Annotated in this window: 15 protein-coding genes and 1 tRNA gene; 8 read left to right on the forward strand and 8 right to left on the reverse strand. The window is 71.3% G+C overall.

Going from position 1 to position 20,548, the window contains the following annotated elements; all coding sequences use genetic code 11:
- Positions 1-64 precede the first annotated feature (64 nt).
- From ACIQM4_RS12605 to ACIQM4_RS12615, 3 genes are all read left to right on the forward strand, one after another.
- Positions 65-2,017 (forward strand): hypothetical protein, encoded by a 1,953-nt coding sequence (locus tag ACIQM4_RS12605; RefSeq protein ID WP_401589828.1) that lies wholly within the window; start codon positions 65-67, stop codon positions 2,015-2,017.
- 105 nt (positions 2,018-2,122) lie between these two features.
- Positions 2,123-2,932 carry a sterol carrier family protein gene (locus tag ACIQM4_RS12610; protein WP_401589832.1) on the forward strand — a complete coding sequence of 270 codons (810 nt, stop codon included), beginning with the start codon at positions 2,123-2,125 and terminating at the stop codon, positions 2,930-2,932.
- Between the two features lie 60 nt (positions 2,933-2,992).
- A complete protein-coding gene (locus tag ACIQM4_RS12615) occupies positions 2,993-3,862 on the forward strand; it encodes an META domain-containing protein (RefSeq protein WP_401589835.1) in 870 nt (289 codons plus the stop codon).
- Between the two features lie 387 nt (positions 3,863-4,249).
- Here the strand turns inward: ACIQM4_RS12615 and ACIQM4_RS12620 are convergent, their stop codons facing one another.
- From ACIQM4_RS12620 to ACIQM4_RS12630, 3 genes are all read right to left on the reverse strand, one after another.
- Positions 4,250-5,614 carry an LPXTG cell wall anchor domain-containing protein gene (locus tag ACIQM4_RS12620; RefSeq protein ID WP_401589838.1) on the reverse strand — a complete coding sequence of 455 codons (1,365 nt, stop codon included), beginning with the start codon at positions 5,612-5,614 and terminating at the stop codon, positions 4,250-4,252.
- A 277-nt stretch (positions 5,615-5,891) separates the two neighbouring features.
- Positions 5,892-7,307, reverse strand: a complete 1,416-nt coding sequence (locus tag ACIQM4_RS12625) for a sulfatase (RefSeq protein ID WP_401589841.1) — start codon at positions 7,305-7,307, stop codon at positions 5,892-5,894.
- Between the two features lie 107 nt (positions 7,308-7,414).
- Positions 7,415-7,855 (reverse strand): putative leader peptide, encoded by a 441-nt coding sequence (locus tag ACIQM4_RS12630; protein WP_401589844.1) that lies wholly within the window; start codon positions 7,853-7,855, stop codon positions 7,415-7,417.
- A gap of 624 nt (positions 7,856-8,479) precedes the next feature.
- Between ACIQM4_RS12630 and purF the strand changes: the two genes are divergently transcribed.
- Both purF and purM read left to right on the forward strand, forming a co-directional pair.
- Positions 8,480-10,006, forward strand: a complete 1,527-nt coding sequence (purF, locus tag ACIQM4_RS12635) for an amidophosphoribosyltransferase (protein ID WP_401589847.1) — start codon at positions 8,480-8,482, stop codon at positions 10,004-10,006.
- 63 nt (positions 10,007-10,069) lie between these two features.
- Complete coding sequence (gene purM / locus ACIQM4_RS12640; protein WP_401589850.1) at positions 10,070-11,146, forward strand: phosphoribosylformylglycinamidine cyclo-ligase; 1,077 nt, start codon at positions 10,070-10,072, stop codon at positions 11,144-11,146.
- Between the two features lie 144 nt (positions 11,147-11,290).
- Here purM and ACIQM4_RS12645 read toward each other — a convergent pair whose 3' ends face one another.
- Both ACIQM4_RS12645 and ACIQM4_RS12650 read right to left on the reverse strand, forming a co-directional pair.
- Positions 11,291-11,539 (reverse strand): DUF3073 domain-containing protein, encoded by a 249-nt coding sequence (locus tag ACIQM4_RS12645; protein WP_384343443.1) that lies wholly within the window; start codon positions 11,537-11,539, stop codon positions 11,291-11,293.
- A 273-nt stretch (positions 11,540-11,812) separates the two neighbouring features.
- The gene (locus ACIQM4_RS12650) at positions 11,813-12,898 is read right to left on the reverse strand and encodes a Leu/Phe/Val dehydrogenase (protein ID WP_401589853.1); all 1,086 of its coding nucleotides are present in this window, start codon (positions 12,896-12,898) and stop codon (positions 11,813-11,815) included.
- 171 nt (positions 12,899-13,069) lie between these two features.
- On the opposite strand from ACIQM4_RS12650, the gene ACIQM4_RS12655 reads away from it, so the two are divergent.
- Positions 13,070-13,921, forward strand: coding sequence for a hypothetical protein (locus tag ACIQM4_RS12655; protein WP_401589856.1), 852 nt, complete (start codon positions 13,070-13,072; stop codon positions 13,919-13,921).
- A gap of 542 nt (positions 13,922-14,463) precedes the next feature.
- Positions 14,464-14,670 (forward strand): developmental transcriptional regulator BldC, encoded by a 207-nt coding sequence (gene bldC, locus ACIQM4_RS12660; protein ID WP_003949541.1) that lies wholly within the window; start codon positions 14,464-14,466, stop codon positions 14,668-14,670.
- A 452-nt stretch (positions 14,671-15,122) separates the two neighbouring features.
- Here the strand turns inward: bldC and ACIQM4_RS12665 are convergent, their stop codons facing one another.
- From ACIQM4_RS12665 to hrpA, 3 genes are all read right to left on the reverse strand, one after another.
- Positions 15,123-15,392 carry a DUF6274 family protein gene (locus ACIQM4_RS12665; protein ID WP_401589859.1) on the reverse strand — a complete coding sequence of 90 codons (270 nt, stop codon included), beginning with the start codon at positions 15,390-15,392 and terminating at the stop codon, positions 15,123-15,125.
- A 227-nt stretch (positions 15,393-15,619) separates the two neighbouring features.
- Positions 15,620-15,694: transfer RNA gene (locus ACIQM4_RS12670), tRNA-Asp, on the reverse strand.
- Positions 15,695-15,801: 107 nt separating this feature from the next.
- Positions 15,802-19,725: an ATP-dependent RNA helicase HrpA gene (hrpA, locus tag ACIQM4_RS12675; RefSeq protein ID WP_401589862.1), complete on the reverse strand. Its 3,924-nt coding sequence runs from the start codon at positions 19,723-19,725 to the stop codon at positions 15,802-15,804.
- Positions 19,726-20,094: 369 nt separating this feature from the next.
- Between hrpA and ACIQM4_RS12680 the strand changes: the two genes are divergently transcribed.
- Positions 20,095-20,532 (forward strand): hypothetical protein, encoded by a 438-nt coding sequence (locus ACIQM4_RS12680; RefSeq protein ID WP_401589865.1) that lies wholly within the window; start codon positions 20,095-20,097, stop codon positions 20,530-20,532.
- Positions 20,533-20,548 lie beyond the last annotated feature (16 nt).

A 20,548-nucleotide genomic window follows, 5' to 3' on the forward strand; every position in this document is an offset into this window, starting at 1 on the left:
CGCGCGCGTGCGGGTCCGGGGCCGCGGCCCGCGACAAAGCGCGGGTGAACGGGATAATGCGCGGGTGAACGAGCAACTCCCCCTCCCCGTGCGGCTTCCCGCCTCACGCATACCCGAGGGCACGGCCCCCTGGCGGTCCGCCGACGCGCGGACCTGGCTGGCGGCCGTGCCCTCGGGCCGCTGGACCCGACCGGTGTGGCCCGCGCTGGTGCTGGTGGCAACGGTGCTGTGGGCCCTGCTGGCGGTGGCAACGCCACCCCGGCCGCACGGGATCCCCGAGCCCCCGCTCCTGCACGGGACCACCGCGGGGCCGGGTGGCTACGGGGCCGGCCACGGGGCTGGGGTGCGGGACACGGTCCGGCCGCACGGCTCCGGCGCGGAGGCGGGGGACACGGCCGAGGTGGGTGGTTCCGGCGCTGAGGTGCGGGGCACCGGCGGGACCGCGCGACTCACCGTCTCCACGACGTACTCGACGACTTCAGGTCCCGCGGACGGCTTCGGCCGCTTCGATCCGTGGTGGCTGCCCACCGCGCTCCTGGGGCTCCTCCTGCTGGAGCTGTACTGGATACGGCGCCGTCCCGCGCTCGCCCTCGCCGTACTCACTCCGCTGACGGTCGCGGGCCTGGGCCACGACGACGTGCTTGGCGTCGCGGTACTGCCCGCGCGGATCGCCGTGCTGGTGGCGGCCGTGCTGGTCGCGTTCCACCTGGCCCACCGGCTGGCCCTGGGCGTACGGCAGCGGGCGCGGGCGGTGGACGCGGCCGGGCCGGCGCGGCACCCGCTGCCTCCGGCGCGGAGCGGCCGACCCCGCGGGCCGCTCCTCTCCCTGCTCGCCGGCGTGCTCCTGCTCGGCATGGCCGCCGCGGTCTGCGGACAGGCGGAGCACGAGGAGAGCCAGTGGATCCTCCTGACCGCCGGGACGCTCGGCACGGCGCTCCTGGTCAGCGCCGCCGGCACCGGCCTCCAGGTGTGGCGCCGGCGCCGCCCGCAGCCGGCCCTGCGGGTCCTGGTCAGGGAGGGCGAGGACGGCAGGACCTGGGTGTACGCGGCCGACGACGGGACCGGCTCCGAGCCGCTGCTCGGTTTCAGGTCCTGGGGGGCCTACGAGGGGGAGCCCACCACGGCCCCCACGAGCACGGGCCCCGCGGGCACGGGCCCCACGACGGCCGGTCCCACGAGCACGGACCCCGCGGGCACGGGCCCCACGACGGCCGGTCCCGCGAGCACGGACCCCGCGACCGCGGGGTCCCGGCCGCTGCGGGAGGCCGTTCTGTACGGGGTTCCCGCTCCTGGCGCGGTGGTCGCGTACATCGGCGCGGTCGACGGTGCCGACGGCCGGGTCACCGTGGAACACAGCACCACCCCGGCCGTCCTCGCCCCCCGCCACCTCCCCGCGCTCCCGCACACCTCCTCCGCCACCCGCCCCGACCGCCACCGCGGCACCGAGAACGGAACTCCCGTGTCCACCGAGACGCCCTCGCCCTCCAGCCCCCTCACCACCGTCCGCAGCTGGTCGGCGGGTCCCGTCGCGCGCCTCGCCGCACTGCTGCTGTTCCTCGTCGAGTCGGGCGCCCTCTGGGCCTTCCTGGAGGGCGACCGGGGCTGGCGGGTCTGGTTCACGCTGGTCCTGCTGCCCTTCACGCTCTCGTACATCGCCACCGGTCTCAACTGGCGGGTGACCGCCGACCGTTCGGGACTGTGGATCGCGGGAGCCTGGCGGGTGCGGCAGCTGCGCTGGACCGAGCTGGAGAAGGTCGGGTGCGACGAGGACTCGCTCACCTTCCGGGGGCCGCGGGGTGTCCGCGTGCTCGTACGCCCCACGGGCTGGGCCCCGCTGGACCGGCGCACCGCCAGGGGACACGTGGCGGGCCATGCCGCCCGCGAGATCCGCGCGATGCTCGCCGCCCCGGAGCTGCGGCCCACCGACGACAGCACCCCGGGTGACCAGGGGATGCCACTGGGCCCGGTGTTCGTGCTGATCGCGCTGCTGGGCATGGTGGCAGCCCTGGCGCTGTAGCGGAGCACCGTGGCCGGCGGCGCGGCCGGTCCACACCCCGGGAGGTGTCGGAGCGGCCCGGTCCGCGCCCCCGGCGATGTCGTACCCCGGGGCTAGTCTCGTTCCATGTCACCTGCGACCGGAAGCCCCGCCAGGAAGAAGCGCCCCCGGGTGTACGACCCGGTGCGGACGCGCGCCGCCGTTCTCGCGCAGTTCGGGCATGTGCGGGAGATCGTCGGCGGGCTGCGCGAGGAGCAGTTGGACCGGCCCGCCGCCCTGGGGGAGTGGACGGTGCGGGAGCTGGCCGCGCACATGTCGATGGCGGTGGGGTCGCTCGTGCGGGCGTTGCGGGAGCCCGCGCCGGGACGGGCGGAGGTGAGCCTGGCGCAGTGGCCGTTCGCGACCGGGACGCACGCCGGGCAGATCGCGGACGATTCCAGCAGGCTTGCCGCGTCCGCGCCGGTCGCGGAGCTGTACGCGCGGGTGGCCGACGAGGTCGCGCAGGTGCTGCCGGGGGCCGAGGACGACCGGATCGTGGCGACCCGGGTCGGTGCGATGCGGTTCGGGGACTTCCTCGTCACCCGCACCGTGGAGCTCGTCGTGCACAGCGACGACCTGGCGCGGGCGACCGGGCTCGTCGTCCCGTTCGACCGGCAGGCCCTCGCCGCCTGTACGCGGCTGCTCGCGGACGCCCTCGCCGTGAAGGCGCCCGGAGCCTCCACGGAGGTACGGATCCCGCCGTACGCGGTCGTGCAGTGCGTCGAGGGCCCCCGGCACACCCGAGGCACCCCGCCGAACGTCGTGGAGACCGACCCGCTGACCTGGATCCGGCTTGCCACAGGACGTACACAATGGGCGGACGCCATCGAAGAAGCCCAGGTCAGGGCCAGTGGAGAGCGTGCCGATCTGGTGGGCGTGCTGCCGATCATGGGGTGAGAGGGGGGCGTCGGCAGGAGTAAGTGGAACCGGTAGTCCCACCTGTTCCGTCACACCGGCATGCAGACGAAGCCGAAGCACAAGACGCTGAAGACGCTGGGTGTGCCTCTCACCGCGGCAGCGCTGCTCGCCGTGTCCGCGTGCGGTACGGAGACCACGGGCGCGGGTGCGGGCGGTGACAGAAAGGGTGACGGGGGCGCCGTGCAGACGGACCTGCCGCTGACCGGGGTGCGGTGGACGGTGGAGAGCTCGACCGTGGGCGGGAAGAAGGCCGCGGCGCCCAAGGACACCTTCGTCGAGATCGACGACAAGGGCGCGGTCAAGGGCAACTACGGCTGCAACTCCTTCTCCGGCCGGGCGACGGTCAACGGCAGCGCGGTGGAGCTGGACAAACTGCTGTCCACCCAGATGGCCTGCGACGCCCAGGACTTCGAGCTCTCGCTGCGCAAGGCGTTCAAGGAACGGCTGAAGGCGGAGCTCGACGACAGCCGGCTCACGCTGACCACCGCGAAGGGCGACACGGTCGCGCTCACCTCGAAGCCGGTGGAGCCGGACGCTCCGCTCGCCGGGACCCGGTGGGCCGTGGACTCCTTCACCGTCCGCAAGACCATGAAGCCCGGCGAGGACGGCAGCGCGCGGTCCGTGCCGAAGGACGTGGCGGGAAAGGCCTACCTGACCTTCGGCAAGGACGGTTCGGTACAGGGCCGCACCGGCTGCAACTCCCTGAACGGCAAGGCGAAGCAGAGCCCGGGGGCGCTGGAGTTCGGGCGCATCGCCACCACCCGCATGATGTGCGCGGGAGAGGCCGGTGCGGTGGAGAAGCAGATGCTGAAGGTGCTGGAGGGCAAGGTGACCTACACGGTCGACGGCCGCTCCCTGTCCCTCACCGGCAGCGCGGGCACGGGCCTTGAGGCAAAGGCGGCAGGCTAGGGCGGGAACTGCCGACGCCGCTCACCGGGCGCCAGTCGGCTGCGCGGTGGCGCAGCTCGGCACCGGCGCGCCGGTGAGGGTCCCGTGTGCCGGTGCCGGCTGCTACGCCGCGCACCGGGCCCGTCAGCTCCGCCGCCACTCAACTCCGTCAGCTCCGCCACCGCGCAACGGGGCGTCCGTCAGCCCGCGCGGCGGCGCAGCTGGACCGTCAGCCCCTGCGACGAGGCGCCGGGCCCGTGAGCTCCGCCGCCACGCAGCAGGGCGTCCGTCAGCCCGCGCGGCGGCGCAGCTGGACTGTCAGCCCCTGCGGCGAGGGGCCGGGCCCGTGAGCTCCGCCGCCACGCAGCAGGGCGTCCGTCAGCCCGCGCGGCGGCGCAGCCTCACCCGTCAGCCCCTGCGGCGGCGCAGCTTGAGCAGGGCCAGTGCGCCGAGCGCGAGGAACGCGGCGCCGCCGACGGCCAGCGGGAGCGTGGAGGAGTCGCCACCGGTCGTGGCGAGGCGGTCGCCCGACTGCTGGGCGGACCCGGCTCCGGAGCCGGCAGGCCCGGCGTCGTCGGACGCCGTGCCTGCGGTCGGCGTCGAACCGTCCTGCGCGGAGCGGCCCGCGTCCGCCGACGCCCCGGCGTCCTGCACGGCCGGCGGCGTCCCGCCCGTCTGCGGCGCGGTGCCGGTCCCGGTCCCGGTGCCGGTGTCCGTGCCAGTACCGGTGTCGGCACCAATGACCTCCGCCGGCGCCGGAACCCCGTCGAGGCTGACCGCCACCTTCGCCGAGCCGGTGCCCGTCGAGATCACCTTCACGCTCACCTTCCGCGCGGTGTCCCTGAGTTCGGCGCCGGGCTTCAGCGCGTCCGCGTCCGGCGCCTCGCCCGCCCCCGGCGTGGGGTCGATGAACGCCGACTTCGTGTAGTCGTCCCCGGTGACCTTGTACGCGTGGACGCCCCGTACCCCCTTGTCCAGCGAGCCGGACCGCGTCCGGAACTCGACCACCAGCCTGTCCTCGCCCAGCGGGATGCTCAGCGCCCGCACCCCGCCGCCCTTCCCGGCCAGCGGGCGCAGCGTGTACGTGCCCGACCTGTCGACCCGCGCGAGCTCCCCGGCCGTCAGCCAGTCGTTGTGGATCAGCTCGGGGGCGGTCAGCCCGGCCGCCGAACCCCCGCCGCCCATCACGGACTTGTGGCTCGTGGACTCCTGCGCGTCCTCCTTGCAACCCGCCCCCAGGTCCCCCTCGGGGCAGCGCAGCCGCATGTGGTGGTGGTACCCCAGGTTGTGCCCGAACTCATGGATCAGCGCGTCGATCGAGAAGTGCTCGGCCGGCATCCACGTCTTGGGCCCGCCCACCGAGCCGAGCCCGCCGAAGCCGCAGTCCGCCTTGGCGTTGGGGAAGACGATCGAGACATGGTCGAACGAGTCCTCGGCGATCCCGTCCGCGGCCAGCGCCCGGTACGTCTGCTCCGCCATCTTGGCGGTGTCGCAGCCCGCCGCCGACATCGGCAGCGTGAAGGGCCCGAGGACCTTCTCTCCCGCGTCGCGCGGCCCGAAGGTCGTCCTCCCCCTGGTTATCTCGTTGTAGTACGAGGTCAGGGACCCGGAAGTGCCGTAATAGGTGCTCTCCAGCTGTGACTTGAGCTTCGCGGTGTCAGCGAGCGTGCTGTCCTGGAAGTTGACCATCACGACCTGCACGGTGCGCTCGGCATCGGGAGTGGCCCCCTCGGCGCCTCCAACTCCGCCCGCCGCGTGGGCCGGTGCGGCCACCGCCGCCAGGACGACCCCGCAGGCGAGCGCGGAGAGCCGAACCGAAGAACGTGTCGTACGGGAAAGGGAACGGGAGCTGGAACGGGAAAGGGAATGGGAGCGGGAGCTGGAACGGGAAAGGGAATGGGAGCGGGAGCGGGTGCTCATGGGGAGGGGGGATCCTTCGCGGCAGGGAGTGGGGGGACCGCGCCACACGCTAGACGGCGCGACGCCCCCAACACCCCACTCCCAGAACGCTTTAGGGCCTGCTTAAGCCCCCTTTAAGAGCCGTACGCCCTCACGCCCCCGCCGGGTACGGCAGCAGCCCCGCGTCCGTCTTCTCCCACGCCCCCCGCAGTGCCGCGAGACGGCCGGGCTCGGCCGCCGCCAGGTCCGCCTGTTCCCGTGCGTCCGCCGTCAGCCGGAAGAGCTGGTCCCGGCCCGCCTTGCCCCGGTAGTACTTCCACTCCCCGCGGCGCAGCGCCCGCTCGCCCCGTACCCGCCAGAACAGGTCACGCTCCGGCAGCCTCTCGCCGCGCAGCAGGTACCCGGCGAGCGAGGTGCCGTCCAGCGGGTACGCCCGGTCCGGCCTGGCCCCCGCCAGTTCCAGGAGCGTCGCCGTCCAGTCGGGGGTGAACACCGGGACGTGGCTGACCTGCCGGGCGTCGATCCTGGCCGGCCAGCGCAGCAGCGTCGGCACCCGGATGCCGCCCTCCTGGAGCGAGCTCTTGTTGCCGGACAGCGGCCAGTTGTAGGAGAAGCGCTCGCCACCGTTGTCGCTGGCGAAGAAGACGAGGGTGTCCTCCTCCTGCCCCGACCTCTTCAGCGCCTTCAGCACTTCGCCGACCGAGCGGTCCAGGTCCTCGACCATCTCCGTGTACTTCTCGACCGAGCCGCCGTCCTGGTGCCACAGCGCGCGCGGGTCACCCGCCTTGATCCGCCGTACGACCTCGGCGCTCGCCTCCTTGTCGCCCTCGGCGATCCACGGCCAGTGCGGGGTGGTGAAGTTCAGGTTGAGCAGCCAGGGCCGCTCCTCGTGGTCGCGCCGGACGAACTCGCTCGCCCGCTCGGTGAGGATCCGGGTGTAGTACCGCAGGTCCTTGTACTCGGCGTCCCCCTCGTAGAGGTCGTACTCGCCGCCGCCGCCGAGCTTCGAGTAGTACTCCAGCGCGCCGCCGAAGTTCCCGAAGAACTCGTCCCAGCCGGACCGGGTGGGGCTGTAGTCGGGCAGGAACCCGCAGTGCCACTTGCCGATCAACGCGGTGGAGTACCCGGCGCCGCCGAGCAGGGAGGCGAGCGTGGGATGGGTGGGTTCGAGCCCGACACCCTTGTCGGCTATCGGCTCGGCGAGCCCGCCCTTCGTACGGCCGGGGAAACGGCCGGTGTAGAGGCTGAAGCGGGTGGGGGAGCAGGTCGCGGAACCGGAGTACGCGTCCGTGAAGCGCACGCCCTGGGCGGCAAGCCGGTCCAGGTGGGGCGTACGGATGTGGGGCGAGCCGTAGGAGGACAGGTCGGCCCAGCCCAGGTCGTCGCCCAGGATGAACAGGATGTTGGGCCGCTTCGAGTGCTTGCCGCGGGCGGAGCGGAACGGGCGCTCCTCGGGGGCGCGTGCCTCGGCGGGCGCGGAGGTGAGGCCGACACCGGCACCGGCCGCGGTCGCGGCGGCGACGGCTCCGGCGAAGGTACGGCGGGACAGGGGGGAACGCGAAGTCACGGCTTCTCCAGGCAAGGCGGGACAAGGCGGCCGGAACCTCCCCACCCATGGATGAAGAGGGCAGGGGAGGGCACGGCGAGGCCGAGGGAAGAGGTGCGGCGGAGTGACTACGCGCAGCGACAGATGGCGCTGGCGACACGGACCAGGTCGACGTGCCGACGCGCAACGAGCGGGACCGAGAGGTCGCCGGAGGGCTGCATGGGCCGGAACTCTGGCCGAGGGCCCGCACGACTGTCAACGATCGTCCCGGATGGTGGACGCGGCGGTGGACGCGGGAGCCCGCGGCGGGCGGCATCCGTTGGCGGACGCGGCACTGGACGGGGGAGCCCGCGGCGGGGGCATCCGTTGGCGGATGCGGCGCTGGACGGGGGAGCCCGCGGTGGGAGCATCCGTTGGTGGACGGAACCGGGGCGCCTGCGGCAAGCGCTGCCGCGGCGGGGGCATCCGTTGATGGCCGCGGCGCCAGACGGGGAAGCCCGCGGCGGAAGCATCCGTTGGTCAACGGGACCGGGGCGCCTGCGGCAAGCGCTGCTCGCGGCGGGCGGCATCCGTGGGCGGACGCGGCGCCAGACGGGGAAACCCGCGGTGGAAGCATCCGTTGGGCGACGGGACCGGGGCGCCTGCGGCAAGCGCTGCCCGCGGCGGCCCGTGCACGGGACGGGGCGGGGGCGCCTGCGGCGAGCGCTGCCGCGCCGCCCCGCCCACACGGGACGGGATCAGGGCGCATGCGGCGAGCGCTGCCGCGCCACCCCGCCCACACGGGACGGGACCAGGGCGCCTGCGGCGAGCACTGCCGCGCCGGCCCCCCGCGCGCGGGCGAGCACTGCCGCGCCAGCCCCCGCGCACGGGCGAGCACAGCCGCGCCGGTCCGTGCCGCACGGGCGAGCCCTGCCGCGCCGGTCCGTGCCGCACGCGCCGGGGGCGCCTGCGGCGAGCGCGTCCGTGACCGCCCACCCACCCCACGCGTCCCCCGCGTCACCCGTTCGTACGAACACACACAGGACCCTCGGATCACCGTCTCCGGCGACCTCGCCGCAGGTGCCGTCCGGCGTTGATCGTCAGGGCCTCACAGAGCTCTGACCTGGGCATCTGCAGGACCGTTTCACCCCGGGCCAGGGCCTGTTCGTATCCCCAATTCGGACCAGTGGTCGATCTCGCCTACACTCGGTGGCGTGCCTCGTGGTGATGGACGACTCAACCACGACCTGCTCCCCGGTGAGAAAGGCCCCCAGGACGCTTGCGGCGTCTTCGGTGTCTGGGCTCCCGGCGAAGAGGTCGCCAAGCTCACCTATTTCGGACTGTATGCACTGCAACACCGTGGACAAGAGTCCGCGGGAATCGCGGTAAGCAACGGGTCCCAGATCCTCGTCTTCAAGGACATGGGCCTGGTCTCGCAAGTCTTCGACGAAACCTCCCTCTCTTCCCTCCAGGGTCATATCGCGGTCGGCCACGCGCGCTACTCCACCACCGGAGCCTCGGTGTGGGAGAACGCGCAGCCGACGTTCCGTGCCACCGCGCACGGCTCGATCGCCCTCGGCCACAACGGAAACCTGGTCAACACGGCGCAGCTCGCCGAGCTGGTCGCCGATCTCCCCAAGGAGAACGGCCGCGCCACCCAGGTGGCGGCCACCAACGACACCGACCTGGTCACGGCCCTCCTCGCGGGCCAGACCGACGACGACGGCAAGCCCCTGACCATTGAGGAGGCCGCCGCAAAGGTGCTCCCTAAGGTGATGGGCGCCTTCTCCCTCGTCTTCATGGACGAGGGCACCCTGTACGCGGCGCGCGACCCGCAGGGCATCCGCCCGCTGGTCCTCGGCCGGCTGGAGCGCGGCTGGGTGGTGGCCTCCGAGTCCGCCGCCCTCGACATCTGCGGTGCGGCCTACGTCCGCGAGGTCGAGCCCGGCGAGATGCTCGCGATCGACGAGAACGGGCTCCGTACCTCTCGATTCGCAGAAGCGAAGCCCAAGGGCTGTGTCTTCGAGTACGTCTATCTCGCGCGCCCCGACACCGACATCGCGGGCCGCAACGTCTATCTCAGCCGGGTGGAGATGGGCCGAAAGCTGGCCAAGGAAGCTCCTGCCGAGGCCGATCTCGTCATAGCGACGCCCGAGTCCGGCACCCCCGCCGCGATCGGGTACGCCGAGGCCAGCGGAATTCCGTACGGCTCGGGCCTCGTCAAGAACGCCTACGTCGGCCGGACCTTCATCCAGCCGTCCCAGACGATCCGCCAGCTCGGCATCCGTCTGAAGCTCAACCCGCTCAAGGAAGTCATCAAGGGCAAGCGCCTGGTGGTCGTGGACGACTCGATCGTCCGCGGAAACACCCAGCGCGCACTGGTCAAGATGCTCCGCGAGGCGGGTGCGGCGGAGATCCACATCAGGATCTCCTCGCCCCCCGTGAAGTGGCCCTGCTTCTTCGGCATCGACTTCGCGACCCGCGCGGAGCTGATCGCCAACGGGATGACCATCGAAGAGATCGGCACTTCGCTGGGGGCCGACTCGCTCGCCTACATCTCCATCGACGGCATGATCGAGTCGACCACGATCGACAAGCCGAACCTCTGCCGCGCCTGCTTCGACGGCGTGTACCCCATGGAACTCCCCGACCCGGAGCTCCTCGGCAAGCAGCTCCTGGAGACCGAGCTCGCGGCAGGGCCGGCGAACACCGCTGCCGCCGAAGCGCTCCGGCGGCCGTAGCGAGCCCGCGGGAACCTGCCGGCCCCCTCTGTTCCCAAGCGACACGAAAGTTCTCACCTCCCCATGTCTGAGAAGTCTGAGACCACCGGTGCCAGCTACGCGTCAGCGGGCGTCGACATCGAAGCCGGCGACCGCGCCGTAGAGCTGATGAAGGAGTGGGTGAAGAAGACGAAGCGCCCCGAGGTCCTCGGTGGCCTCGGCGGTTTCGCCGGTCTCTTCGACGCCTCCGCCCTGAAGCGGTACGAGCGTCCGCTGCTGGCGTCCGCGACCGACGGCGTCGGTACGAAGGTCGACCTCGCCCGCCGCATGGGCGTGTACGACACGATCGGGCACGACCTCGTCGGCATGGTCGTCGACGACCTCGTCGTCTGCGGCGCCGAACCGCTGTTCATGACCGACTACATCTGTGTCGGCAAGGTGCACCCCGAGCGTGTCGCGGCCATCGTGAAGGGCATCGCCGAAGGCTGTGTCCTGGCGGGCTGCGCGCTGGTCGGCGGCGAGACGGCCGAGCACCCGGGCCTGCTCGGCCCCGACGACTTCGACGTGGCGGGCGCCGGCACCGGAGTGGTGGAGTACGACCGGCTGCTCGGCGCCGACCGGATCAGGGAGGGCGACGCGGTGATCGCGATGGCCTCCTCCGGTCTTCACTCGAACGGGTACTCACTCGTCCGGCACGTCGTCTTCGACCGCGCCGGCTGGGCCCTGGACCGGGAGGTGGCCGAGTTCGGCCGCACGCTCGGCGAGGAGCTGCTGGAGCCGACCAAGATCTACTCGCTGGACTGTCTGGCCCTCACCCGTACCGCCGAGGTCCACGCGTTCAGCCACATCACCGGCGGCGGCCTGGCCAACAACCTGGCCCGGGTGGTCCCCGACCACCTGCACGCCACCGTGGACCGCTCGACCTGGGCCCCCGGCGCCGTGTTCGACGTCGTCGGCCGGGTCGGCCAGGTCGAGCGCCTCGAACTGGAGAAGACCCTCAACATGGGCGTCGGCATGATCGCCGTCGTCCCCCAGGAGTCGGTCGACGTGGCCCTGGCCACGCTGGCGGACCGGGATGTCGACTCCTGGGTGGCCGGCGAGATCGTCGCGCGCGGCGAGCACCGCGAGGGCGCCGCGCTGAGCGGTGACTACGCGAAGTAGGGCGGGTCGGGACGCACAGAACCCGGTCCGGGGCGAAAGCCTCGGACCGGGTCCTGTGGAACTGCTCAAACCTTATGAATATTTTCGAGGTGTACGCACGCCAGAGCGGTGACGGCCGGTGAAAAAGCGGCCAGAACTGGAACGTCAAGCGCCGCGGCGCTGCGACGAAGGGCCGGACTCATCGTCCTCGTCCTCGTCGTTGTACTGCGACGCGTACTGTGCGTACGGGTCGTCTTCCTCGTCATCGTCCTCGAACGGCTCGCCATTCGGCGGCTGTTGCGAAGTCGAAGCGCCCAGCTCATTGGCCAGACGCGACAGGTCGGTCCCGCCGCTGCTGTACTTCAGCTGGCGGGCGACCTTCGTCTGCTTGGCCTTTGCCCGGCCGCGCCCCATGGCTCGACCCCCTCGGTGACGGGGCTCGACGGCCCCAGAGTCTTGACACGCGTTCATGGTTGGGAACGGGCTCTCCGTGGAGAGACCGGTCCGCAGGACTTCAACGGTACCTGCTTCTTTGGCCATACGGTACGCCGCCCGCAGGAGACGCCGCGCACCTCGACCGGCGAGACGTCCCGTCCCCGCTGGTCAACCGCGATTTTAGCCCCTTCCGCAACGGCGACCCGCCGAGGGGGGTGAGCCATGTCTCCCCTGGCGGGCCGGTCGGGCGGGTCAGCGCCGTGCGCGTGCCTCGGCCATCCGCCGCTCGGCGATCCGGTCGGCCGCGGCGGCCGGCGGAACCCCGTCCTCCTTTGCACGAGTGAAGATCTCAAGTGTGGTGTCGAAGATCTTCGCGGCCTGCCTCCTGCACCGGTCGAAGTCGAAGCCCTGCAGCTCGTCGGCGACCTGGATGACACCGCCCGCGTTCACCACGTAGTCCGGCGCGTAGAGGATCCCGCGGTCGGCGAGGTCCTTCTCGACGCCGGGGTGGGCGAGCTGGTTGTTGGCCGCCCCGCACACCACGGCCGCGGTCAGCACCGGCACGCTGGTGTCGTTCAGGGCGCCGCCCAGCGCGCAGGGGGCGTAGATGTCCAGGCCGGGCACCCGGATCAGCGCCTCGGTGTCGGCGGCGACCGTGACGGCGGGGTGGCGGTCCGTGACGCGGCGCACCGAGTCCTCCCGTACGTCCGTGACGACGACCTCCGCGCCGTCGGAGAGCAGGTGCTCCACCAGGTGGTGCCCGACCTTGCCGACACCGGCCACACCGACCCTGCGGCCGCGCAGTGTCGGGTCGCCCCAGAGGTGCTGCGCGGAGGCGCGCATCCCCTGGAAGACACCGAACGCGGTGAGCACCGAGGAGTCGCCCGCGCCGCCGTTCTCGGGGGAGCGGCCCGTCGTCCACCGGCACTCGCGGGCCACGACGTCCATGTCCGCCACGTACGTACCGACGTCGCAGGCGGTCACGTACCGGCCGCCGAGCGAGGCCACGAAGCGGCCGTAGGCGAGGAGCAGCTCCTCCGTCTTGATCTGCTCGGGGTCGCCGATGATCACGGCCTTGCCGCCGCCGTGGTCGAGGCCGGCCATGGCGTTCTTGTAGCTCATTCCGCGCGAGAGGTTGAGGGCGTCCTCCAGGGCGGCCTCCTCGCTCTCGTACGGGAAGAAGCGGGTGCCGCCGAGGCCGGGCCCGAGGTCGGTGTTGTGCAGGGCGATGACGGCCTTGAGGCCGGAGGCGCGGTCCTGGCAGAGCACGACCTGCTCGTGCCCTCCCCGCTCCGAGCGGAACAGGGTGTGCAGGACGCCGTCGGAAGATGCGGTCACTGTGGTGACTCCCAAGTACGAGACGGGGAAGCCCTCTTGCGGGTGGAGAGGGCCGATGGGCATGAGAGTAGGGCCTGGGTGGCCCCCGTGAGGGGCCGGAGGCCGGGATCACCCCCTTCCGGGGTACCCCCCGTGGGACGATTTGGTTCCGGTCGAGGTTGAGGAGCTGGCGTGCCACTGGCGTCATCGGTGATCGTCCCGTACGTGTCGGCCCTGCGGGTGTACGAACCGCTGGCGGCCTTCCCCGAACCGGAAAGGACCCACTGGGCGCGCTACGCCCGCCGCGGGACGCTCCCGGGCCCGCAGGACGAACTCAGGTGCTCGCTCGCCGATTTGCTGCCCACCCCGCCCGTCGCGGTGCCGGTGCACGAGAGCGGTGACGCCTACGTGGCCGAGCTCGACGAGGTCGTGGTGGTGTGCCCGTGGCGGACCAGGCTGCGCGGCTGGCTGGCCCTGGAGGAGCTGGCCGCGCAGTATCCGCAGTCGCTGCTGGACGCCGTGCTGCCGCCCCTCCTGCGACGGCAGGCGCACGCCGACCACCAGCGCTGGCGGGAGCGGAACCCGGACGCCAGGCCGTGGATCAGAACCTCGGTCTGGCACGTGCCGGTGCGGTGGTTCGTGCTGTTCGGGGACGAGGAGCGCGAGTACGTGAAGGCCTCGGGGGACGAGGCGGCGGTGCTGCGGTACCGGACGCCGATGGTGCAGGCCAGGCGCCGGGTCGCCCGCGGCCTGCGCACGCTGCGCGAACAGGTCGGGGAGGGGGAGGAGGGCCCGCTGGTGACCGGCCTGGTGGACGTGGGGCGCTGGCTGGAGGAGTTCCACCCCCGCTCGCTCGTCGAACTGGACTACGGCGGGCTCGCGTACGTACTGGACGAGACGCATCTGGCCGGGGACAGGTCGGCGGCGGACGTGGCCGAGGGCATCGCCGCGCTGCGGGCCGGCGACGGGGAACGGGCGGCCAGGGCGTACGAAAGGCTGGCGGAGCGCTGGCGGGTGGTCCGGGACCGGCAGTTCGCCAATTGAGCCGGATGTCGGACTCCGCACACGATTTGAGCGAAATCTGAGCAGGAACTGAACCGGAGCGTGATGTGGTGCGTGTGACAGGTGGGGAACAGGTGCTCGGGACCTACGTCCTGATCCGGGCTTTTGCGGCAAGCGTGACGGACAGCACTTAATCGCCCCTTGCGCTCATCCCCCGCCCTCGTGTCAAAATAGGACAAGGAGTCCGGGGAGGGCTCCTTCCGTCCAACTAGGGGCGGAATGCTCGGTATTGCACGCTATGGGGGGTCTGATGACTCCTGATCGCTCTGTGACTGATCGTCACTGTGACGTGACTGTCCGCTATGGCATGGTCCATCGGCTTCCGTCGCTGATGAACACCTCAGAGGGCAATTCCGTCGGTTTGGCCCACACGGCTGGACGGATGGTGTAGTTGTAGTGCCGAGGACAAGCCGTTCGTCCTATAACCGACTCGGCCCGCGTCCGCCATTTCGGGCAACGCGGGTCAAGGTGCAGAATTTAGAGGAAAGAACCGTGAAGGTTCGGTTCTCCCGAGGAGGCCGCTCATGACCGCTCGCACCCCTGACGCCGAGCCGCTGCTGACCCCGGCTGAGGTCGCCACGATGTTCCGCGTGGACCCGAAGACGGTGACCCGCTGGGCCAAGGCAGGCAAGCTCACGTCCATCCGCACGCTGGGTGGGCACAGGCGTTACCGCGAGGCCGAGGTCCGCGCACTGCTTGCGGGCATTCCGCAGCAGCGCAGCGAGGCCTGACGCTTCGTATTACCTCGCATTACCGCTTCACCGCTTTACCCGCAGTAACGGCTACACCCCGCAGTGCAGGGCATTGCCTACCGGATCCCCCAATTCGGTGCGTGCCCGCCGTTGGCTTCACCCATAGCTCCACTCGACAGGCCCCCGCCCCAACGGGAGCCGAGTCGTTCGATCGCGCCGGACTCCGCCGAGTCCGGCGCGATCTTTTTTGTGTCCGGGGCGGTCCGGTGGAGCCCGGCACGGCTCTGACCTGGGGTGCTGAGGGGGAGGGCCCAGGGTGCCGTGGAGCGCCGGCGCGGGTCGGTGCAATTGCACATATTAAATTGGCCCGTTGTAGGGAGGGTGTAAAAAAGCCCGTCCCGCATACTGGTCCGGTGACACCCGTCACAGCTCATGACTCTTGCCAAGTACGAGCTTGCCACCCGGGGGAGGGGCGGCGCGCGAGGCAATGGTCACGGATCAGGGGGACTTTCGTCCCGAGCCGGTGGGGGTCCGGCAGCGGCGTCGGTGCGGCCCTCGGCGCGCCGGACCTCGGTCCTGCCCCGCGGGTCCTCCAGGAGCCTCTGCGGGGGCCCTTGCGGGGTCCTCTCGGGCTGCAGGGCGAGCAGCAGGAGCCGGTGGCAGATCGGGCAGTGCCTGGTGCGGTGCCGGTAGCCCGTCGCGGCCGCCAGGTGGGCACGCAGCAGTGCCCGCGTCTCGTGTTTCGCCACGGCTGCCGCCACGCGTCACCTCCGGAGTGCGGACCCCTGCTCCTTGGGTTACCGGCGGCAGTTGACGTCGTCAAGACGGAACGCGGAACCGCAGTAAACGCAGAGAACGCAGAGAACGCAGAGAACGCAGAGAACGCAGAGAACGCAGAGAACGCAGAGAACGCAGAGAACGCAGAGAACGCAGAGAACGCAGAAAACACCGAGGCCCGCATCCGTGGGATGCGGGCCTCGATTTGCTGCGGTCCTGACGGGATTTGAACCCGCGGCCTCCACCTTGACAGGGTGGCGAGCACTCCAAACTGCTCCACAGGACCTTGCTTCGCAGCTCCACGCCGGCGTTCTGCGTGCCGCGTGTTGCTGCGAGACAGACTGTACAGCAGGTCAGAGGGTGCAGTCGAACTCGAAGGGGAGGGGCGCCCGGCTACGGGGCGGCAGCGTCGATCGCCTTCACGATCCGCTTGTCGGAGACCGGGTAGGCCGTGCCCAGCGCGTGTGCGAAGTAGCTGACCCGCAGCTCCTCGATCATCCAGCGGATGTCCCGCACCTCCTGCGGCACGGGCCTGCCCTGCGGCAACTGCTCCAGCAGCCAGGCGTACTCGTCCTGCATCTCGTGGACCTTCTCCATGCGCGCGGTGTCGCGCTGGGCGCCGGTCGGCATCTGCTGGAGGCGCCGGTCGGCGGCGACCAGGTAGCGCATCAGGTCGCCCAGCCTGCGCAGCCCGGTCCTCGTGACGAAGCCCGCCGGCATCAGCACGTCGAGCTGCTTGCGCACGTCCGTGAGGTTGGGCAGCAGTACCGGGCTCTTCGTCGACTTCAGCCGGCGCTCGCAGGCCTGCCAGGCGGCCAGCACCTGCTGGACCTGGCCCACGGTCCTCACCGTCGCGTCCACCAGGTCGGCGCGCACCTTGTCGTACAGCTTGCGGAACGACTCCTCGTCCCAGGCCGGGCCGCCGTGGTCGGCGATCAGCTTGTCGGTGGCGGCCGTCGCGCAGTCCTCGAAGAGCGCCTGGACGGAGCCGTGCGGATTGCTGGAGAGGGCCAGCTTCTGCTGGTTGGTGAGCTTGTCCGAGGCGAACTTCGCCGGATTGACCGGGATGTTGAGCAGGATCAGGCGGCGGGTGCCGGCCCACATGGCCTGCCGCTGCTCGGCCTCGGTGTCGAAGAGCCGTACGGAGACGGACGTGCCCGCGTCGACCAGCGCCGGATACGCCTTCACCGGCTGCCCGGCGCGCTTGGTCTCGAAGACCTTGGTCAGCGCGCCGATGGTCCAGTCGGTGAGGCCGGTGCGCTCGATGGTCTCGCCGCCGGAGCGCTCGGCGGTCGCCGCCGCGGCCTTGGAGAGCGCCTGGCGCGCCTTGGGGCGCAGCCGCAGCCGCAGCGCCTCCAGGTCCTTGTCCTCGGCGAGCTTCTTGCGCCGCTCGTCGACGATCCGGAACGTGATGCGCAGGTGCTCCGGGATGCGCGAGAGGTCGAAGTCGGCGGGGGAGACGGGCACCCCGACCATCTTCTGGAGCTCGCGTGCGAGCGTGAAGTGGATCGGCTCCTGCAACGGAACCGCGCGGTCCAGGAAGCGGGACGCGTAGTTCGGCGCCGGAACGTAATGCCGGCGGACCGGCTTCGGCAGCGAGCGGATCAGCTCCGTCACCACCTCCTCGCGCAGCCCGGGGATCTGCCAGTCGAAGCCCTCGTCGGTGACCTGGTTGAGCACCTGGAGCGGGATGTGCACGGTCACGCCGTCCGCGTCCGCGCCCGGCTCGAACTGGTACGTCACCCGGAACTTCAGCTGTCCCTGCCGCCAGGAGTCCGGATAGTCGTCCTTGGTCACCCCCGCGGCCTTCTCGTTGATGAGCATCTCGCGCTCGAAGTCGAGGAGTTCGGGCTCCTCGCGCTTCTTGTGCTTCCACCACGAGTCGAAGTGGGCGCCGGAGACGACGTGTTCGGGGATCCGCCGGTCGTAGAAGTCGAAGAGCGTCTCGTCGTCGACCAGGATGTCGCGGCGGCGGGCCCGGTGCTCCAGCTCCTCGACCTCGGTGAGGAGCTTGCGGTTGTCCGCGAAGAACTTGTGGTGCGTGCGCCAGTCGCCCTCGACGAGTGCGTTACGGATGAAGAGGTCGCGGGAGACCTCGGCGTCGATCCGCCCGTAGTTGACCTTGCGCTGGGCGACGATCGGTACGCCGTACAGCGTGACCCGCTCGTACGCCATCACCGCCGCCTGGTCCTTCTCCCAGTGCGGCTCGCTGTACGTGCGCTTGACCAGGTGCTGGGCGAGCGGCTCGATCCACTCCGGCTCGACCTTGGCGTTGACGCGCGCCCACAGCCGGGAGGTCTCGACGAGCTCGGCGGACATGATGAAGCGCGGCTGCTTCTTGAACAGGGCGGAGCCGGGGAAGATCGCGAACTTGGCGTTCCGTGCGCCCAGGTACTCGTTCTTGTCGGTGTCCTTGAGCCCGATGTGGGAGAGCAGGCCCGCGAGGAGGGAGGTGTGCACGGCCGTCTCCGGCGCGTCCTCGTCGTTGAGGTGGATCCCCAGCTGCTTCGCCACGGAGCGCAGCTGGGCGTAGATGTCCTGCCACTCCCTGATCCGCAGGAAGTTCAGGTACTCCTGCTTGCACATCCGGCGGAAGGACGAGGAGCCCCGCTCCTTCTGCTGCTCGCGGATGTAGCGCCACATGTTCAGGAACGACAGGAAGTCGGACGTCTCGTCCTTGAACCTGGCGTGGTTCTGGTCCGCCTGCTGCTGCTTCTCGACCGGGCGTTCGCGCGGGTCCTGGATGGAGAGCGCGGAAGCGATCACCATCACTTCCCGTACGCAACCGTTCTTGTCGGCCTCAAGGACCATCCGGGCCAGCCGCGGGTCGACGGGCAGCTGGGACAGCTTGCGGCCCTGCTCGGTCAGCCGCTTCTTGGGGTCCTTCTCGTTCGGGTCGAGCGCGCCGAGCTCCTGGAGGAGCTGCACGCCGTCCCGGATGTTGCGGTGGTCCGGCGGGTCGATGAACGGGAACTTCTCGATCTCGCCGAGACCGGCCGCGGTCATCTGGAGGATGACGGACGCGAGGTTGGTGCGCAGGATCTCCGCGTCCGTGAACTCCGGGCGGGTGAGGAAGTCGTCCTCGGAGTACAGCCGGATGCAGATGCCGTCCGAAGTGCGACCGCAACGGCCCTTGCGCTGGTTCGCGCTGGCCTGGCTGATCCGCTCGATCGGCAACCGCTGGACCTTCGTGCGGTGGCTGTAGCGGGAGATGCGGGCGGTGCCCGGGTCGATCACGTACTTGATGCCGGGCACGGTCAGCGAGGTCTCGGCGACGTTCGTGGCCAGGACGACGCGGCGGCCGGTGTGCCGCTGGAAGACACGGTTCTGCTCGGCGTGCGAGAGGCGTGCGTAGAGGGGGAGCACCTCGGTGAGCCTGAGGTTCCGCTTGTTCAGTGCGTCCGCGGTGTCGCGGATCTCCCGCTCGCCGGAGAGGAAGACCAGGATGTCCCCGGGGCCCTCGCCCTGGAGCTCGTCGACGGCGTCGGCGATCGCGGTGATCTGGTCCCGGTCGGAGTCGTCGCCCTCCTCTTCGAGGAGTGGGCGGTAACGGACCTCCACCGGGTACGTCCGGCCGCTGACCTCGACGATGGGGGCCTCGCCGAAGTGCCGGGAGAAGCGCTCGGGGTCGATGGTCGCCGAGGTGATGACGACCTTCAGGTCCGGGCGCCTGGGCAGCAGCTGGGCGAGGTAGCCGAGCAGGAAGTCGATGTTCAGACTTCGCTCGTGGGCCTCGTCGATGATGATCGTGTCGTACGCACGCAGTTCGCGGTCGGTCTGGATCTCGGCCAGCAGGATGCCGTCCGTCATGAGCTTGACGAAGGTGGCGTCCTGGTTCACCTGGTCGGTGAAGCGGACCTTCCAGCCGACGGCCTCGCCCAGCGGGGTGTTCAGCTCGTCCGCGATGCGGTCGGCCACGGTGCGGGCGGCGATCCGGCGTGGCTGGGTGTGTCCGATCATCCCCTTCACCCCGCGCCCCAGCTCCATGCAGATCTTGGGGATCTGGGTCGTCTTGCCGGAGCCGGTCTCGCCCGCGACGATCACGACCTGGTGGTCGCGTATCGCCTCGGCGATCTCGTCCTTCTTCTGGCTGACCGGAAGGTTCTCGGGGTACGTGATCGCGGGCACGCGGGAGGCGCGCCCGGCCACCTTGGCAGCGGACTTCTCCGCCTCCACGGCGATCTCGTCCAGAACGGCCTGCCGGGCCTCCGGCTTACGGATACGACGGGCGCCTTCGAGGCGGCGGCCGAGGCGGTGGGCGTCACGGAGCGAGCTCTGGGCGAGGGTGGCCTGGAGATCGGCGAGGGAAGTAGACATACCTGGTCCAGGATCTCACCCACGCCCAACTCCTGGCGAACGGGTTTCCGCGGGGCGGGGCGGGGTGGGGGGGGGTAGGGGTAGGCGGGGGCTGTGGGGTTGTGCGGGTGCGTCGTGGCTGGTCGCGCAGTTCCCCGCGCCCCTAACTGCCGGCCCCCAGCCGCCTTGGGCAGCGGGGCCGCCCCCCGGGGGCGGGACGGGTGGGCAAGGGGGCGGCCCCTTGCGTGGGCGCGCCCCTCTCGCGTGGGGCACACCCTCGGCGCGGCGCCGTTCCGCGATCCTCGGGTTCGTCCCCGTACCCTCGTGGCGGGCAGAGTGGTGCCCGGTCCCGCCGTCCAGCCGATCAGACCAGACCAGAGAGGCCCGCCCGTGTCGTCCGTCGTCGCATCCGCGCACTGGACCCGCTGGGCAGCCGTGGTCGCCGTCGTCCTCGGCGTGCTCTGCGGCCCCGCCGCGTTCACGGCGGGCGCGACCGCCGGCGCAGGCGCGACCGCAGCCGCGACCGCAGGGACGAGCGCAGAGTCGCACAGCGTCGAAGGCGCGACCATGAACGCCGCCGCGACCCCCCACACCGCCGACACCCCCACCCCCGGCTGCCGCCCCTCCCACCCCTCCGACGGCGCCGGTCAGCCCGCCGTCCCCGCCCGGCACGGCGCCCCGTACGAGCTGGTGCCCGCCCTCTTCGACAGCCGTGGCGCCGTCGGCGGCTGGGGCCTCGACCGGGCGCTCGCGTGCCCCACCGGTCGTGCCCCGCCCCCGGCAGGACCGCCGACCCCCGTCGACCTCTCCGTACTCCTGCGCGTCTAGGAAGCGCGGCCACCAC

This window comes from Streptomyces sp. NPDC091272, assembly GCF_044757485.1.
GTDB lineage: Bacteria > Actinomycetota > Actinomycetes > Streptomycetales > Streptomycetaceae > Streptomyces.